We start from the raw sequence: 16,478 nt of genomic DNA, 5'->3' as shown, positions 1-16,478 counted from the left end.
GGGCATGGAAAGTGTGTCGTCGTGGGAAGGGGTGTCGTGGAACGGGTGGACGTGGCGATCGTGGGGGCGGGAGCGGCGGGGCTGTCCCTGGCCCACCGGCTGGACCGGATGTTGCCGGGACGGTCCGTGGTCATGGTGGAGACCCCCGAGACGGGACTGCGTCCCCCCGAACGCACCTGGTGTTTCTGGGAGAAGGCGGCGGGCGAATGGGACGCGGCGGTGAACCACCGCTGGCACGCCCTCTCGGTGGTGGGACCGGACGGGACGGCGTGGCGGTCGCACCTCCACCCGCTGGTGTACAAGATGGTGCGGTCCCGGGACTTCGAGGCGCTGGTCCGAAGCGGGCTGCGGAAGACGCGCACGCTCCGGTGGACGGTCACCGACATCGTGGACGGCCCGGACGGGGCGGTGCTGCGACTGCGTGGGGCGGAGGGAGCGGAACGGGAGCTCGCCGCGGGCCTGGTGTTCGACTCGCGTCCCCTCCCGGAGCTCCCGGCGGACGGCGTCACGCTGCTGCAGCACTTCCGGGGCTGGTTCGTCCGCACCGACCGGCCGCGGTTCGATGCCTCTGCGGCGGTGCTGATGGACCTGCGGGTACCGCAGCCGGAGAGGGGGGTGGCCTTCGGCTACGTACTGCCCTTCGACGCGCGCACCGCCCTGGTGGAGTACACCGAGTTCACCAGGGCGGTGCTCGACGACGAGGGGTACGACGCGGCGCTGCGCGACTACACCGGGCGCCTGCTGGAACTGGGGGTGTTCACGGTCACCGGGACGGAGCAGGGGGTGATCCCGATGACCAGCGCCCGACTGCCCGCGCGGGTGGGGCGCCGGGTGTTCAGGATCGGCGCCGCGGGGGGAGCCACTCGTCCCGCCACGGGGTACACGTTCTCCGGGGTGCAGCGCCAGACCAGGCAGATCGCGGCGGCGCTGGCGGCGGGCCGGCTCCCGGTCCGGTGTCCGGCCCACCGCGGACGCCACCTGTTCATGGACGCGGTGCTGCTGCGCGGACTGGACGACGGAGTGGTCGACGGGGCCGAGTTCTTCGCCACGCTGTTCCGGAACAACTCGCTGCCGCGGCTGCTGCGCTTCCTCGACGGGAAGACCACCCCCCTGGAGGAAGTGGCGATCGGAACGCGCACCCCGGTCGCGAGCATGTCCGCGGCGCTGTGGGCGCAGATCCGCGCCGCTCGGCACCGCGGCGGCTCCATGCGACGTTGACGGAGCACCGGAGTCGCGGGCCGAGGCCCCTTCGGCGGCCGCATCCGGTACCGACCCCCTCGACGCGGGACACGCCGCCGGCTACCGGGGCGGTCGGCGGGCTCCGCCTCCGGGGCCGCGGTTTCACGTGAAACTCCTCCCGGTGGACCGGACGGGGACCACCCGGTCGATCCGGTGCGATCACCCTCCCCGACCGGGGCGCCGCGGAGGCCGTTCCGGACACCCGCGTCGTCACCATCGGCGGAGGTCGTCGGCCTTTTCGGGCTGCAGAGGGATAGTCGTCCCCGTTTCGGGCACACCCTGGCTGGCCCACAGTGGCCACCAAAAACCGACCATTCGGTACTAGGGTGATTCCATGGTGGTGATGATCCTGCCTCCGAAGGTGGATACGACCCCCAGCACTGTCGACGCCGTGAACGGGACGTGGCCGTACGCCACGGCCGGACCGGCGCCTTCATGGGACACGCAGACCGCTCGGACGCCGTACCCCGGCGCCGTCACGACCAGCCCGGACGACGAGGACGACGAGGACGACGGCGGTCCGGAGTGGCTCCGCCCCCCGTACCGGCCGTAGGAACCCCAGCGCACGACACGGCCGACCGGTGCCCGCGGCGCCGGTCGGCCGTCAGCGCGGGGGAGCACGGGAGGCCCGGTCAGCGCCGAGCCTCCAGAGTGGCGAAGACCGCCCCGTACTCGATGGTGACCACGATCTCGTACAGGCGCGCGTCCGGCGGGGCGGGGAAGACCACCTCGGTCTCCGTGACCGAGCCCGGAGCCAGGAGCGGGGCCGGGGAACCGGACGCCACTCGCCCGGCCCGGGGATCGTGGGCGAAGGTGCGGCCGTCGACGTCGGCGGCCGTGGAGCCGACCGGGGCGAAGCGGAGCGGCTCGGTACCGCGGTTGACGGCCTGGAGGGTGAAGACGTGGTACACCATCCCCTCGGGGGCGTGCACGCCGTTCCCCGTGCCGTCGGTGACGACGCCGTCCTCCTCGACGCGGACGTCGGTGACGTACAGCAGCCAGTCCCCGGCGGTGGCCGCTGCCCCCCGGAAGTCCCCCGGCTCGGGGGCCCGCCCGGCGCCGGGGGCGGGACCCGCGAGGCCCCGGGGGGTCTCGGCGGCCGACCGGAGGAACGCCGCGTCCTGCCCGGCGGTGACGTGCGGACCGAGGAGGAGGGGACCGGCGGTGAGGACGGTTCCCCCCGCGACGACGGCAGCCACGATGGTGCGCTTCATGGGAAGCCCTTCCATAGCGGCCTCTTCTGCTTCCCCGGTCCGCACACCCCAAAGACCAGTGCCGGCAAAGGAGCGGCAAAGCATCACCGCAGGCCGCCGGAGAGGGGCCGCGACGCGGTCACTCCCCCGTGAGGACCAGGGGGGTCCGGGCGCGCAGCGCCTCCACGACCTCGGGCGGGGCCGTCTCCGGTGATCCGGCGGTGAACGGGGGCTGCGGGTCGTACTCGATGCCGAGCTGCACCATCCGGGCGACGGTCTCGCCGGTGATCCGGGCGGTCAGGGCGAGGGCCATGTCGATGCCGGAGGAGACACCCGCCGCGGTCACGTACTTGCCGTCGAACACCACCCGCTGCGACACCGGTGTCACGTCGAAGGCGGGGAGCTGGTCCAGTGCCAGCCAGTGCGAGGTGGCCCGTCGTCCGGTGAGCAGGCCGGCGGCGGCCAGCAGCAGTGAACCGGTGCACACCGACGTGGTCCAGGCACTGGTGCGGTCCACGGCGCGCAGCCATTCGAGTACGGGACCGTGGTCCATGAGCGCGGCCTGGCCGGGTCCGCCCGGCACCACCACGACGTCGGGGGCGGTGACCTCGTCGAGGGTCGCGTCCACGCGCAGACCGAGTCGTCCGGTGTCGGTGCGGACCTCGCCGACGCGTTCCCCGACGAAGACGGTCTCCGCTTCGGGAAGCCGGGTGAGGACCTCGTAGGGGCCCACCGCGTCAAGCGCGGTGAGTCGGTCGAAGAGCAGGATGGCGATCTGCATGATCGCTCCCTTCCATGGTTGTTTCCGTCGCCGACGGGCGGAACCGCCGTCGGTACTCGGCGGGGGAGACGCCGAGCGTGCGCAGGAACGCGCGGCGCATCGCCTCCGGGGTGCCGTAGCCGCAGGAGCGCGCCACCTGCTCGATCCCACGGGAACTGTCCTCCAGCAGGCGGCGGGCCGCCTCCAGGCGGATCCGCTCCACGTACCTGCCGGGGGTGACCCCCACTTCGGCGGTGAAGGCCCGGGCGAACTGGCGTGGGGACAATCCGGCGCGCGCGGCCAGCGCCTCCACCGACAGGTCGGCGTCCGGGTTGTCGCTGATCCAGCCCTGGAGTTCCCGCAGCGGTTCACGGCGTGCGCTCTGAGCCCGGAGTTGGGCGCTGAACTGGGCCTGGTTGCCGGGGCGGCGCAGGAACACCACGAGGTACCGGGCGATGGTGAGCGCCGCGTCCCGGCCCAGGTCCTCCTCCACCAGTGCCAGGGCCAGGTCGATACCGGCGGTCACCCCGGCCGAGGTGGCCACGCGGCCGTCCCGGACGAAGATCGGGTCGGGGTCCACCCGGACCTCGGGGAAGCGTTCGGCCAGGCGGTCGCAGGACGCCCAGTGGGTGGTGGCGCGCCTGCCGTTCAGCAGTCCCGCCTCGGCGAGCAGGAACGCCCCGGTGCACACCGAGACGAGCCGCTCGGCCCGGTGCGCGTGCGCGCGGAGCCAGTCGACCAGGCCGCTTGGGGGCACGCGGGTGCCGTCGCCGCCCGGCACGACGAGGGTGTGCGGGGCGGGGGCGTCGGCGAGGTCGAGGTCGGGGGTGATGTGCAGTCCGCTGGAGGAGCGGACCGCGGCGCCGCCGAGTGAGGCGGTCACCACCTCGTACTCGGCCGCGCCGTCCAGGTACGCCTGCACGTAGCGGTTGGCGCCGCTGAAGACCTCCAGCGGGCCGGCGAGGTCCAGGCTCTGCACACCGTCGAAGAGGACGATGAGGACACGGCGGTTCGGCATGGCTTCAGTATTCGACCGCCGCGCCGTGGCAGCAATGACGAATTTCCCACCTTTTCTGCCATGCCCGCCCCTGGACTTCCGCCCTCCACTGGCCTGTCGACAAGTCGATATGTCGACTTTTCGGCGGCGGCCGCGGGACCGCGCACCGCGCGGTCCCGCGGGGAGCGGCACCGATCAGGCCGTCTGGTGCAGGGCCTGGAAGGCCGCGTAGCCGCCGAGCAGGTCGGAGACGTCCGACCGGCCCCTGGCCCGCAGCAGGCTGGCGGCGACGCTGGAGCGGTAGCCGCCCGCGCAGTGCACCACGACCGGACGGCCGGAGGGAACCTCGTCCATCCGGGAGGGCAGTTCCGCGAGCGGGATGTGCAGCGATCCGGGAATCGCGCCCTGGTCACGCTCGCCCTGGTTGCGCACGTCCAGCACGACGGGCGGTTCCGCGTCGCGCAGCCGCTCCGACAGGGCCGCCGCGGTCACCCGGACGGAGCTCTCCATCTCCTCGGGCACGGTGACGAAGACGTTCTCCGGTTCCGGCAGGTAGCCCACGGTGGTGTCGAAGCCGACCCGGGCCAGGCGGACCAGGGTCTCCGCCTCCTGGCCCTCGGGGGCGACGACCAGCAGCGGGGTGCCCGGCTGCAGCACGCTGCCCGCGGTCTCGGCGAACCGGCCGTCCACCGGGACGTTGAGTGAGCCGCGCAGGTGGCCCGCCGCGTACTCCTGCGGGTCGCGGGAGTCCACGACCACCGCCCCGGCGGCCCGCCGCGCCAGGAAGTCCTCGGCGGAGAGGGCGACCACGATCTTCTCGGGGTCCAGCACCTCGCGCTGCTTGCGGTTGAGCACCGCGTCGTAGGCGAAGTAGGAGGGAGCGGCCGGCTGGCCCGCGGTGACCAGGGTGAGGAAGGTCTCCTCGTCCATCGGGCGGCAGGCGTAGTTGGTGCGCCGCTGTTCGCCGATCGTGGACCAGCGCTCGGTGGACAGGTTCTTGCCGCACGCCGAACCGGCGCCGTGCGCCGGGAAGACCCGCACGTCGTCGTGGAGGCCCATGAGTTTGCGCTGCACCGAGTCGTAGAGCATCCGGCCGAGCTCCTCGGCGGTGGACCCGAGCGAGGCCAGGAGGTCGGGGCGGCCCACGTCGCCGATGAACAGCGCGTCACCGGTGAGGACGCCGTAGGGAACGGTGTCGTCGGCGTGCTCGTAGACCAGGATGCTGATCGACTCGGGGGTGTGCCCCGGCGTCTCCATGACCTCCAGGATGACGTCGCCGAGGACGATCCGTTCGCCGTCGGCCAGTTTCCGGCTGGGGTACTCGGTCTCGGCACGACGGCCGTAGCCGATCCACGCCCCGGTGCGGTCGGCCAGTTCCAGGTGGCCGGCGACGAAGTCGGCGTGGAAGTGGGTGTTGATGACCGCCTCGATGGTCAGCCCCTTCTCCTCGGCGTCCGCGAGGTAGTCGGTGACGTCGCGCTTGGGGTCGACCACCACGGCCCGGCCGGTGGTCTCGTCGGCGACCAGGTAGGACGCGTGGGACAGGCAGTCGAGGTAGTACTGCGTGAACAGCATCGTGTCTTCCTCTCCGTGATCCGGGTGCCCGGCGTGTCCGGTATGCCCCGGGGGGTATCTCTGTTCGATGGGTGTGGTCTGTGTCGCGGGCCGGGAGGCCCGTTGTTCGGTACCGGTTACGGAAGCAGTTCGGGAACGGTCAGGGTCACCGCCGCCACCCCCGCGGCGACGGCGAGGACGAGGACGGCAAAACCACGCCTCAGCAGGGCGGCGGGCAACCGCGTGGCCAGACTCCCGGCGGCCAGGGAGGCGGCCATCGCGCTCACCGCGAAGACCCCCACGGTCAGCAGGTCGAGGTCGGCCAGGGCGGAGGAGTGCGCGGCGAGCCCGGAGGCGGAGTTGAGGACGATGATCGCCAGCGAGGTGGCCACCGCCTCGGCCGCGGTGAGCCCCAGCCCCACGCTCAGCGCCGGGACGACGACAAAGCCGCCGCCGACTCCGAACAGGCCGGTCAGGAACCCCACCAGGGCACCCGCCAGCACCGACCGGGGCAGGCACACGCGCCAGTTCACCCCGCCGGCCCCGCTGCGGCAGGCCCCGCCCGAGGACACGGCGGACCGCAGCATGCGTACGGCCACCACGACCATGAGCGCCGCGAAGCCGAGCATCAGCCAGCGTTCGGGGAGCAGTCGCCCCACCGCGCCGCCGCCGAACGCGGCGGGCAGCCCGGCCAGCCCGAAGACCAGCGCCACCCGCCAGCGGACCAGGCCGGCGCGGACCCTGGTCAGCAGGCCGGTCGCCGCCGACGCCCCCACCACGACCAGGGAGGCCGGAACGGCTGCCGCCGGCGGCAGACCCACGCCGTAGACCAGCGCGGGCACCGCCAGGATCGACCCGCCGCCACCGAGCAGCCCGAGCAGCAGCCCGATCAGCACGCCGAAGAGCGCCGCCGCGAGAGCCACGGTCAGTCCCGCGCCGCGGGCGCGGCATCGGTGAGCGCGGTCAGCATCGCCGGAGCGTCACAGGAGTCGGCGCGGTTGTAGGGCAGCAGCGCCAGGAGTCGCGCCATCAGACAGGAGTCGGTGACCGCCGCGAAGGTCAGCCCCGCGCCGACGGCCGCGGCCACCCACTTCAGCGGCCCGAACACGGCACTGGCCGCGACGGAGGCGAGCACGATCGATCCGGCGACCAGACGCACCTGGCGTTCCATCGCCCAGCGTCCCCCCGCCCCCCGGTTCAGGGGCGCACCGGTGCGCTCCCACTCGCTGATGCCGCCCCGGAGCACGCTGATCCGCTCCAGCCCACTGCCCTCGACGAGCGCGCGGGCCTGGTCGGCGCGCATCCCCGAGCGGCACACCAGCACGACCGGGTCGTCGTGCTCGGCGCTCAGCTCGCGCCGGTGTTCGCGAAGCAGATCGAGCGGAACGTTGTAGGAGCCGGGGATGTGCATCCCGGCGAACTCGCCGGGAGTGCGCACGTCGATCACCCGCGTCCGGGGGTTGCGCTCCTGGAGTTCCCGCACCTGTTCGGGAGTCAGGGAAGCGGAGATCGGACTGTCCATGGAAACCTCTCTGCTGATGGATACGGGAGGGGGTATGTTGCGGGCAGGGGTGGGCCGTGCCGGCGACGGGTCAACCGGTGGTCACGGCGCGCCCCGAGGCGATCCAGTCCCGGGTGCCCCCGGCCACCGAGACCGCGTCCGCCCCGGCCCGGTTGAGCAGGGCGGCGGCACGCAGGCTCCGCTGGCCCGAGCGGCAGATCACGCAGACCGAGCGCCCGGCGAACCGGTGGGCCTCGGCCGCCACCCGGCCCAGCGGCAGGTTCACGGCTCCGGGCACGTGGCCGGACGCGAACTCCGCCGGTTCCCGCACGTCGAGCAGGAGCGCTCCGGCCGCGCGGGCGGCATCCAGTCGGTCCACCGCGATCTCCGGAGTCTGCGCCGACCTCCAACGAAACACTACACACCCCCAGGGGTATATGACGGACATGGCTGTGGTGGGAAACGGAGGGCGGTGCGGCCCTGGACCACCGGACCGCACCCCGGGGTGCTCAGGCCAGGGAGAGGAAGAGCTTCTCCCACTCCTGTTCGCTCATCGGCGGTTCCTCGCCGCGCTCACGCGCCGCCTGGCAGTGCCGCAGGCCGCTGGCCACGATCTTGAACCCGGCCCGGTCCAGCGCCCGCGAGACCGCCGCGAGCTGGGTCAGCACGTCGGCGCAGTCCTCGCCGGCCTCGATCATCGCGATGACCCCGCCGAGCTGTCCGTGCGCGCGACGCAGCCTGGTCAGAGCGTCGCCGACCAGTTCGGGCTTCATCTCCACCGTCATCACCTCTTCCGTCCCAACGATACCCCCACCCGTATCAATGCCGCCAACGCGCTTTCCCCACCCCCGATCACCCCTACTCAGAACCGGTGCGACGATAGGAGTGCTGTGCACGGAACGTCACTCGCCAGGGTCGCCCGCGCCGGGGTCTTCGCCGCGGTGTCCGTCGGCGTGTCCGCCAACGGACACGCGCTCCAGTCCGGACACGACGTCCCCCTCAGCGGGACACTGGCCGGCTTCGCGCTGATGCTGGCCGTCGGATGGGGACTCGCCGGCAGGGAACGCGGCGGCGCCATCCTCGGCTGGATGCTGTGGGGACAGCTCGCCCTGCACCTCGTCTTCGGCCTGACCGAGTCCGGAGGCGGCATCCACGCCGCCCACCGGACGGCGGCCCTCCCCGGCACGGCGGACGGACCGGACTCCTCCCTCGGAATGCTGGCGACCCACCTGGGTGCGGCCCTGCTCTGCGCGCTGTGGCTGCACCGCGGCGAGGCCGCGGCCCTCCGGCTCGCCCGCGCGCTGCGCACCCTGCTGTCCGGCGCGTTCCGGCTGTGCACCGCGCCGCCCGCCGTACCGGGCCCGTCCCGGGGGAGGCTGTACGGCGGGAGCGGAACACCGCTCGCCTCCGGCGCGGTGCTGCGGTACGCGGTCGTCCGGCGCGGACCGCCCGCTCCTCGGCTCCCCTGATCCGCAAGAACCGTGGTCAGGCCGCGCGCGAAGGCGCTGCGGCCGTCCCGCGCGTGCCCGGAACCCGGCACGGCGCGGACCGATCCGAGGAGAACCAGCATGACCGGTAAGACCGGGAGGAACCGGTGCGGAAGGCTAACCGCAGGACCGTTCCCCCACTCGCTCGTCCCCACCCGGACCGGCGGCCAGCGTGGTGACGCCGACCAGCCGGTGCAGCCCCCGCGCGGCCGAGAGCCAGACACCGCACTCCGCACACTCGCGCAGATGGGCGCGGACCTCTTCCGGGGAGTGGCTCGGCGTCTCTCCGTCGATTTCGGCGGAAAGAGCGGTTCGACAGTCGATGCACCTCACGACTCCATCATCGCCCACAACATCCCTATTTCCCAGAAACCGGGATATCGGCGCGTCCGAAACAGGGTACGGAGCGCGGGAGCAGTACTCGCGGCCGTCGGAGTCCTCGTCCTCGCCGGATGCGGACAGGACAGCGACGCCGACAGCCAGCAGCGCGGCGAGTTCGACTACTACCTCGACCTGACCGAAACCCCGATGTCCGCCCCGGAGCACGAGTTCCGCACCGTGGACGACGAACCGTGGTCGTTCACCGGCGTCGCGGAGGACCGGCTCACCCTGCTCTACTTCGGCTACACCAGCTGCCCCGACGTGTGCCCCACGACGATGGCCGACATCGCCGACGCGGTCACCCGCATCGGGGCGGACGCCGAACGGGTCGACGTGGTCATGGTCAGCACCGACCCGGCCCGCGACACCCCCGAACAGATGCGTTCCTGGCTGGCCGGCTTCGACCCCGGATTCCAGGGAGTGATCGGCCCCATCGACGAGGTGGTCCAGGCAGCCCGGGCGTACGGCATCCCCGTGGAGGCGCCCGAGCAGACCGACGGCAACTACCTCGTCACCCACGGCGAACGGGTCGCGGTCCTCCGCCCCGGCGGCGACGCCATCGGGTTCTTCGACCCCGGCACCTCGGGTGAGCAGATGAGCGCCGTCCTGCCCGACCTGCTCACCGAACAGCTCTGAGCCCCGGAGATCCCACAGCCATGCGCACAGACAACCCCATGAACGCCTCCACCTCCGCCCTCCTCGCCCTCGGCGCGGCCGCCCTGCTCGCCCTCGCCAGCTGCGCCGGCCAAGGCGCCGCCCCGCGCACGGACAACCCAGGCGGGTCCGCCGCGCCGACCGCCGAGCACGGCACCCCGGCCAAGGGCGGCGCCCAGGCCGGAGACCTCACCGTCGCGGACGCCTGGCTGGCCGAACCCGCCCAGCCCTCGATGACCGCCGGATACCTCACCATCACCAACAACGGCGACGGACCCGTCGCCCTGACCGAGGCGGCCACCTCGCTGTCGGACCGGACCGAACTGCACACGGTGGAGACCACCGAAAGCGGCGCGTCGCAGATGACCCCGGTCGACACCATCCCCGTCCCCGCGGGCGGAACCGTCGAACTCGCCTCCGGCGGACTCCACCTCATGGTGCTGGACATGCCCCGCCCCCCGCGGGTCGGCGACACCGCCACCATCACCCTGACCTTCGACAACGGAGCAACCGTCCACGTCGAGGCCCCGGTGCTGGAACGCGCCGGGAGCGGCGGCCACTGACAGGAGGCGGGGAAAGCCATGACCGAACCGCAGACGGCCCCGGCGGGAGCCTCCCGCCGGGGATTCCTCGCGGGACTGGGCGCGGCGGCACTGACCGGCGCGGGCGTCGGCATGGCCGCGGGAGAGGTCGTCCGCCCCCTCCTGCCGGACTCCGACCCCGCCCCCGCCCCGGCCGACGGACAGCGGCTGGGCATGGCCGAGCAGCCGGCCGACACCACCGCCGCACCCCAGCCCGGAATCGCCGGACGGGCACCCGCGTTCGTCCACGTCCTCTCGTTCGACCTGGCCGACACGGTCCGCGAAACCCCCGAAGCGGCCCGCGAGGGCGCGGCCGCCGCGCTGCGCTCCTGGACCGAACTCGCGGCCCGACTGCACGCCGAAGGCCCCGCGGAGGTGGCCGAGGGGGCGGCCTCCGCCGGACTGCTCCCCGCCTCCCTCATGGTCACCGTCGGCATCGGCGGCTCCCTGCTGCGGGCGATCGGCGCGGAGGACCGCAGCCCGGACGCCCTCGCCGACCTGCCCGAGTTCTCCACCGACGAGCTGCGCCCCCACTGGTGCGGCGGCGACCTGATGCTCCAGGTCGGAGCAGAAGACCCCATGGTGCTGGCCGCGGCGGTGGACGAACTGGTGGCGGCGGCCGCGCCGACCACGGCGGTGCGCTGGTCGCTGCCCGGCTTCCGCCGCACCGCCGCCGCCTCCCGGGACCCCGACGCCACCCCGCGCAACCTCATGGGGCAGATCGACGGCACCGCCAACCCGGCACAGGACCACCCGCTGTTCGACCGGACCGTGACCGCGCGGCACGACGATCCCGCGCACGCCTGGATGGACGGCGGCAGCTACCTGGTGGTGCGGCGCATCCGGATGCTCTTGGACGAGTGGCGGAAACTGGACGTGCCCACCCGCGAACGGGCGCTCGGCCGCCACCTCGACACGGGGGCGCCCCTGGGCGGGCAGCGGGAGACCGACCCCGTCGTACTGTCCGCCCGCGACGCGGACGGACAACCGCTCATCCCGGAGAACGCGCACGTGAGACTGGCCAGCCCGGAGAACAACCTGGGGGCCCGCATGTTCCGCCGCGGCTACAGCTACGACCAGGGGTGGCGCGACGGCGTCCGCGACGCCGGCCTGCTCTTCATGGCCTGGCAGGGCGACCCCGCCACCGGGTTCACCCCGGTGCAGCGCAGCCTCGCCGACCAGGGCGACGCCCTCAACCGCTACATCCGGCACGAGGGCAGCGCCCTCTTCGCGGTCCCCGCCGCCAGGGAGGGGCGCTACCTGGGACAGGACCTGATCGAGGGATGACCCCCGAGCCGACCGGGAAGAACACGGTCCGTCCCCGCCACGGGGAAGCGGGGACGGACCGCTCCGGGGTGGCCGGAGTCAGGACGGCCAGCGTCCCGAGGAGCGCAGCACGTAACGGCGTTCGGCGTAGGCGAGGTCGTCCCGCCACAGCCGCCGCGCGGCGAACCGCATCACCGGACGGACCAGAGGGGCGACCCGCCGCGCCGCGGTGAACCCGGGCCGGTCCGACGCGGCGATCGTCGCCTCGACGACCGCGGTGCGCGGCACTCCCTGCCGGTCCACGCCCAGCGGAGTGGCGTGCGTCTCCACCACGCTGCCCGTCCCCTCGCCCCGGAGGATGCGCATGACCACGGTGCGCGGCTCCGGACAGCGGAACTCCGCCCGCACCGGCACCCCGAACCGGCCCGCCACCCGGAACGACACGTCCACCACGAACCGGTCCGCGGAGTCGGCCACCCCCTCCTCGGGGGCCTCGACCACCCGCAGGTCCACGAACGAGTACGGGTGGAACCACGACCCGTGCCACGGGTCCAACCGGTTGGCGACCACGTCCTCCGGCTCGCACCGCCCGGCCAACGTCTCCACCGCGGCCAGCGCACGCACGGTCTCCGGGCGCTCCGGCACCACCGGAGCGGGCAGCGGCTCCTCGCCGCCGGCCGCGTCCAACCGCACCCACACCAGCACCCCGTCGTCGTGCGCGGGAAACGGGGACCAGCCCGGAAACCCCTCCGGCCCCAGCGACAGACCGTGCCACCGGCACACCAGCCGGTCCTGGTGGACCGCGCCCCGGCACAGCGGAGCCCCCAGGTGGGGGCAGGCGCCGGGAGCCACGTGCACCGCCCCGTCCCGGGTCCGCCACGCCACCAGCTCGGTCCCCGCCACCATCCGGCCGAACGGCCGTCCCGGACGGATCTGCGTGCTCGCCGCGAGCACGAACCAGTTCCCCGACGGCCGCGCCAGGGCCCGCTTCAACGCCCCCTCGATCAGTCCCGGCCGCGCCCCCCGCCACGACGGTTCCTGCCGTTCCCACTCGGTCTTCGGCAGCCTGCGCAGCGGAAGCCGCCGAGACAGCATGTCCCCGGGCATCTCAGTTCCTCCCCGAAATCCGTGCGCCGCCCCTCCGCGGCACACCGCCGTCCGCTCGCCGCACCGCCGCGGCCCGGTACAGCACGGCCCGACCGAACGCCGGAACGGCCACCCGTGCACGCCGCCACCGCGACACCGCACGCCGACAACTCCACACGTCGAAGTCGGCCTCCTCGATCACGTCGAGAATTTCCTGGTACAACGTGAACGCCGTGGCCACGCACGGCCGCGACACCGGGTCGAGCATCGCGATCCCCGGCGCGGCCGTCCGGTAGCCGTCGCGGTTCACCGCCACCAGGTGCGCCAGGGCGTCACGCACCCGGGGGTCCCCGCGCCGCCGGGACCGGCACCACGCCAGCAGGTCCCGGTCCACCCCGTGCTGCGCCAGCACGTCCGCGGGCAGGTAGACCCGCCCCCGGTCCAGGTCCTCGGCCACGTCGCGCAGGAAGTTGGTCAGTTGGAACGCCTCCCCCAGCGCCGCCGCGTGCGGGGCGGCACGGGGCAGGGGCACCACCGTGCCCAGCACCGGCAGCACCTGGAGGCCGATCACCGCGGCCGAGCCGTACATGTAGCCGCGCAGGTCCGCGAAGGTCGCGTAGTCGGTGACGGACAGGTCCATCCGCATGGACCGTAGGAACGACGCGAACAGCTCGGCGCCGATCCCGTACCGTCGCGCGGTGTCGGCGACCGCTCTGACCACCGGTTCCGTACTCGTCCCACCGGACAGGGCCGTGGTCAGTTCCGTGTCGAGACGGGCGAGCACGGCGGCCCGCGTCTCGACGGGGACGGCGCCTTCCGGGGCGTCGACCACGTCGTCCACCCAGCGCGCGAAACCGTAGAGGGCGTGGATCGCGGGCCTCCGCCGCGGGGGGAGCGCGAGCGTGGCCAGGTAGTAGGTACGCCCGTGGCGGGCGTGCAGTGCCCGGCAGTGGGCGTAGTCCGCGCACAGGCCGGGATCGGTGATGCCGGCCGCCCGGAGTTCCCGCCTCACCGTCGCCTCCCGGAACTCGTGACCGTCGTCCGGGGGACAGCGGGGACGCCTCCGGTGATGCGCGCCGCGGCGAGCTTCCCCGACACCAGGACCGTGGGCAGTCCCACCCCGGGGGTGGTTCCGCATCCGGCCAGCACCGCGTTGGCGGTTCCCGGCACCAGGTTGCGCGGTCGGAACGGCCCCGTCTGGGCGAGGGTGTGCGCCGTGGCGAACGGGGTGCCGAACGCATGCCCCTGCCGCGACCAGTCCTGCGGGGTCACCAGCCGCTCGACCACCACCGACTCGTCGAACCCGGTCAGACCGCGGTCCCGCAGCGTCGCCGCCAGCCGGTCCCGGTAGCGGGGGCCGAAGGACGCCCAGTCGATCCGGCCGGTCCGCAGGTTCGGGCAGGGCGCCAGCACGGAGAGCAGGTGCCGCCCCGGCGGGGCCAGTCCGGGGTCGGTCGCCGTCGGCCGCGTCACCAGCAGCGAGGGGTCGCTCATCGGTGTCCCCAGCCGGGTGATCTCGGTGAAGGTGCGCCGCCACGCTGCACCGAACAGGAGGGTGTGGTGGTCCAGGAGCGGCCACGTCCGGTCGGTTCCCGCGTGCAGGACCACCGCCGACGGTGAGAACCGCAGCGGAACCGGCCGCCACGGGGTCCGGCCCAGGAGCCGGTAGGCCAGGGGGAGGTCCACGGTCAGCACCACGGCGTCACAGGGCACCCGTTCCCCGTCGGCCAGCAGTGCGGCGCTCACCCGGTCGCCGCGCCGTTCCAGGCGGGTCACGGTGCTCCCGTAGCGCAGCTCCGCTCCGGCCTTGGCCGCGGCGCCGGCCAGGGCCTCTCCCAGCGCACGCATGCCGCCGCGCGGAAAGTGGACGCCGGCGACGGTGTCCATGTACGCGATCACCGCGTAGGCGGCCAGGGCGCGGTGGGGCGGCACTCCCGCGTACAGGGACTGGAACGAGAACACCCGGCGCAGCCGTTCGTCCCTGACGAACCGTCCGACGGCCGAGGACAGGCTCCGGAAGCCGCCGAGGGCCGCCAGGCTGGCCAGTTCGGGGGAGAGCAGGGCGAGCGGGGAGTCGAAGTTCACGTCGATGAACCGGGCCATCTCCAGGTCGTACAGTTCCCGCAGCCACTCGCGCAGCCGCAGGTACCCCTCGGCCTCGCGGGGGCCGCACACCCGCGCGACCTCCTCCGCCATGGCGGCCGCGTCGGCGTGCACGTCGAGCGTCGAACCGTCGGGGAACACCGCCCGGTAGGCCGGAGACAGCGGCACCAGGTCAAGGCGGTCGGCAACGGACTCGCCCACCGCGGCCAGCGCCTCGTCGAGCAGGTCCGGCATGGTCAGCACGGTCGGCCCAGTGTCGATCCGGAACCCGTCCAGGTCCAGTCGTCCGGCACGTCCGCCGGGCCACTCCTCCCGTTCGAGCACGGTCACCCGGCGTCCCGTGCCCAGCAGGTGCAGGGCGGCGGCGAGCCCGGACAGTCCGGCGCCCACCACCACGACGTGGTCCGTCGGTCCGCTCACGGTGCGCATGAAGCCTCCCAGGCAGGGTGGCGGTCTCACCTGGGAGTGGGCAGGGTGGGACCGCCTCGAACGACAGAGACTTTCTGTGTTCGCATCATCACTCTAAGTACTGGTGGTGGTGATGGCGGGTAACCTCGGGGTGAGAGTCGGGAGAAAGTGATGAGTGGTGTCATGGACATGGTCGAACGGGAGGACGTGGTCCTGCTCGACGACCTGCGTCAGCCGATCGGCGCAGCGGCCAAGGACGAGGTGCACCACGGGCGGACCCCGCTGCACCTGGCGTTCTCGTGCTACATCTTCGACGCGCGGGGCCGTTTTCTGGCGACCCGGCGTGCCCTGGGCAAGCAGACCTGGCCCGGGGTGTGGACCAACTCCTGCTGCGGCCACCCCGCCCCGGGGGAGGCGGTCGAGGACGCGGTGCGCCGTCGGGCGAGCCAGGAGCTGGGGCTGCGGGTCGAGCAGCTGCGCCTGGTCCTGCCGGACTTCCGGTACCGCGCCGTCGACGTGACCGGTGTGGTGGAGAACGAGGTCTGCCCCGTGTACACCGCGGTGACCGCGGAGGAACCGCGGCCCGACCCGAAAGAGGTCATGGACTGGCGGTGGGTGGACTGGTCCGCCTTCGTCGGCGTCGCCCGGACCGCCCCCTGGAGCATCAGCCCGTGGGCGGCCGAGCAGGTGGTCCTGCTGGGTCAAGAGGGTTTGTGACTCGCATCACCGAGATTTTGGTTGTCCTGGGGGTGGAGGACGACTAAATTTAGTCGGGTCGCTCTGGAGTCCTGCGGCTGCTGCCCGGGACCGGAGACGACCTCTGGGCGAACCGGACACCGTTCTGGTGGACGGGCCCGACACCCAACGGTCTTCAACGCCAATTCCTTCTGGCATAATCGTCGTGCCGCGAGGAATTTGGCGGCGATACCGTGTTCTGTACTTCCGGAAAAGCTTCGGAAACGCCGATTTGGCGGTTTCGGGGAAGGCCGGTAAAGTTCAGAACAGAACGGAGCGGAACTGCGGAGGGTTTCGCGGGGAGGCTCCGGGTGGTTCTGTCTCGGTGGTTTTCTGGTTCGGCGTGGATTTGCGTCGGGGCGGGGGGCTGCTAGAGTCGGGGCCGGATCAAGCGGAGATGCCGTGGCTGGGGAAGAGCTCCCGGGTGGGGGTTTGTAGACGGTCGGCGGTTGTTTCTTGAGAACTCAACAGCGCGTGTTTGTTTCTTTACAGCCGAGTTTGTGTTGTTTTGGCTCCTTCCATCCCTCGTGTGG

19 protein-coding genes are annotated in these 16,478 nt (G+C 72.8%); 7 read left to right on the top strand and 12 right to left on the bottom strand.

Annotated elements, in window-relative coordinates; all coding sequences use genetic code 11:
- The first annotated feature begins 36 nt into the window (after positions 1–36).
- Entirely contained in the window at positions 37–1,218 is a 1,182-nt protein-coding gene (locus FOF52_RS16945; protein WP_248593905.1) for a lycopene cyclase family protein, read from the top strand.
- A gap of 355 nt (positions 1,219–1,573) precedes the next feature.
- Positions 1,574–1,792 carry a hypothetical protein gene (locus FOF52_RS16940; protein ID WP_248590907.1) on the top strand — a complete coding sequence of 73 codons (219 nt, stop codon included), beginning with the start codon at positions 1,574–1,576 and terminating at the stop codon, positions 1,790–1,792.
- A 79-nt stretch (positions 1,793–1,871) separates the two neighbouring features.
- Here the strand turns inward: FOF52_RS16940 and FOF52_RS16935 are convergent, their stop codons facing one another.
- The 8 genes from FOF52_RS16935 to FOF52_RS16900 all read right to left on the bottom strand — a co-directional run bounded on the left by FOF52_RS16935 (position 1,872) and on the right by FOF52_RS16900 (position 8,023).
- Positions 1,872–2,453 carry a DUF4352 domain-containing protein gene (locus FOF52_RS16935; RefSeq protein WP_248590906.1) on the bottom strand — a complete coding sequence of 194 codons (582 nt, stop codon included), beginning with the start codon at positions 2,451–2,453 and terminating at the stop codon, positions 1,872–1,874.
- 118 nt (positions 2,454–2,571) lie between these two features.
- The gene (locus FOF52_RS16930) at positions 2,572–3,213 is read right to left on the bottom strand and encodes a DJ-1/PfpI family protein (protein WP_248590905.1); all 642 of its coding nucleotides are present in this window, start codon (positions 3,211–3,213) and stop codon (positions 2,572–2,574) included.
- Positions 3,170–4,210, bottom strand: a complete 1,041-nt coding sequence (locus FOF52_RS16925) for a GlxA family transcriptional regulator (RefSeq protein ID WP_248590904.1) — start codon at positions 4,208–4,210, stop codon at positions 3,170–3,172. The genes FOF52_RS16930 and FOF52_RS16925 overlap by 44 nt, the downstream gene beginning before the upstream one ends.
- Positions 4,211–4,384: 174 nt before the next feature.
- Positions 4,385–5,764: an MBL fold metallo-hydrolase gene (locus tag FOF52_RS16920; protein ID WP_248590903.1), complete on the bottom strand. Its 1,380-nt coding sequence runs from the start codon at positions 5,762–5,764 to the stop codon at positions 4,385–4,387.
- A gap of 116 nt (positions 5,765–5,880) precedes the next feature.
- Positions 5,881–6,666: a sulfite exporter TauE/SafE family protein gene (locus FOF52_RS16915; protein ID WP_248590902.1), complete on the bottom strand. Its 786-nt coding sequence runs from the start codon at positions 6,664–6,666 to the stop codon at positions 5,881–5,883.
- Positions 6,667–6,668: 2 nt separating this feature from the next.
- Complete coding sequence (locus FOF52_RS16910; RefSeq protein ID WP_248590901.1) at positions 6,669–7,265, bottom strand: rhodanese-like domain-containing protein; 597 nt, start codon at positions 7,263–7,265, stop codon at positions 6,669–6,671.
- 70 nt (positions 7,266–7,335) lie between these two features.
- On the bottom strand, positions 7,336–7,623 hold the full coding sequence (locus FOF52_RS16905; protein ID WP_248590900.1) for a rhodanese-like domain-containing protein: 288 nt from the start codon (positions 7,621–7,623) through the stop codon (positions 7,336–7,338).
- 130 nt (positions 7,624–7,753) lie between these two features.
- Positions 7,754–8,023, bottom strand: coding sequence for a metal-sensitive transcriptional regulator (locus FOF52_RS16900; protein ID WP_248593904.1), 270 nt, complete (start codon positions 8,021–8,023; stop codon positions 7,754–7,756).
- Between the two features lie 111 nt (positions 8,024–8,134).
- On the opposite strand from FOF52_RS16900, the gene FOF52_RS16895 reads away from it, so the two are divergent.
- Complete coding sequence (locus tag FOF52_RS16895) at positions 8,135–8,713, top strand: hypothetical protein (protein ID WP_248590899.1); 579 nt, start codon at positions 8,135–8,137, stop codon at positions 8,711–8,713.
- 135 nt (positions 8,714–8,848) lie between these two features.
- Here FOF52_RS16895 and FOF52_RS22190 read toward each other — a convergent pair whose 3' ends face one another.
- Positions 8,849–9,064 carry a zf-HC2 domain-containing protein gene (locus FOF52_RS22190; protein WP_425265499.1) on the bottom strand — a complete coding sequence of 72 codons (216 nt, stop codon included), beginning with the start codon at positions 9,062–9,064 and terminating at the stop codon, positions 8,849–8,851.
- Between FOF52_RS22190 and FOF52_RS16890 the strand changes: the two genes are divergently transcribed.
- The 3 genes from FOF52_RS16890 to FOF52_RS16880 are packed head-to-tail and all read left to right on the top strand — an operon-like array spanning position 8,978 to position 11,634.
- Positions 8,978–9,748 carry an SCO family protein gene (locus FOF52_RS16890; RefSeq protein WP_248590898.1) on the top strand — a complete coding sequence of 257 codons (771 nt, stop codon included), beginning with the start codon at positions 8,978–8,980 and terminating at the stop codon, positions 9,746–9,748. The two genes, FOF52_RS22190 and FOF52_RS16890, sit on opposite strands and share 87 nt — an antisense overlap.
- 38 nt (positions 9,749–9,786) lie before the next feature.
- Positions 9,787–10,329 (top strand): copper chaperone PCu(A)C, encoded by a 543-nt coding sequence (locus tag FOF52_RS16885; RefSeq protein ID WP_248590897.1) that lies wholly within the window; start codon positions 9,787–9,789, stop codon positions 10,327–10,329.
- A gap of 18 nt (positions 10,330–10,347) precedes the next feature.
- Positions 10,348–11,634: a Dyp-type peroxidase gene (locus FOF52_RS16880; protein ID WP_248590896.1), complete on the top strand. Its 1,287-nt coding sequence runs from the start codon at positions 10,348–10,350 to the stop codon at positions 11,632–11,634.
- A 78-nt stretch (positions 11,635–11,712) separates the two neighbouring features.
- On the opposite strand, the gene FOF52_RS16875 is transcribed toward FOF52_RS16880, so the two are convergent.
- Genes FOF52_RS16875 through crtI form a run of 3 tightly spaced genes read right to left on the bottom strand, consistent with a single transcriptional unit; the run spans position 11,713 to position 15,231 of the window.
- A complete protein-coding gene (locus FOF52_RS16875) occupies positions 11,713–12,720 on the bottom strand; it encodes a DUF5914 domain-containing protein (protein WP_248590895.1) in 1,008 nt (335 codons plus the stop codon).
- A gap of 1 nt (position 12,721) precedes the next feature.
- Positions 12,722–13,711: a phytoene/squalene synthase family protein gene (locus tag FOF52_RS16870; protein WP_248590894.1), complete on the bottom strand. Its 990-nt coding sequence runs from the start codon at positions 13,709–13,711 to the stop codon at positions 12,722–12,724.
- A complete protein-coding gene (gene crtI, locus FOF52_RS16865; protein ID WP_248590893.1) occupies positions 13,708–15,231 on the bottom strand; it encodes a phytoene desaturase family protein in 1,524 nt (507 codons plus the stop codon). The genes FOF52_RS16870 and crtI overlap by 4 nt, the downstream gene beginning before the upstream one ends.
- 150 nt (positions 15,232–15,381) lie before the next feature.
- On the opposite strand from crtI, the gene idi reads away from it, so the two are divergent.
- Entirely contained in the window at positions 15,382–15,927 is a 546-nt protein-coding gene (gene idi, locus FOF52_RS16860; protein WP_248590892.1) for an isopentenyl-diphosphate Delta-isomerase, read from the top strand.
- Positions 15,928–16,478: the final 551 nt, after the last annotated feature.

Origin of the sequence: Thermobifida alba (genome assembly GCF_023208015.1) — a bacterium.
In the GTDB taxonomy this organism is placed as follows: Bacteria; Actinomycetota; Actinomycetes; order Streptosporangiales; family Streptosporangiaceae; genus Thermobifida; species Thermobifida alba.
The sequence above is the reverse complement of the archived record's forward strand: the minus strand, read 5'-3'. Positions and strand labels throughout refer to the sequence as shown.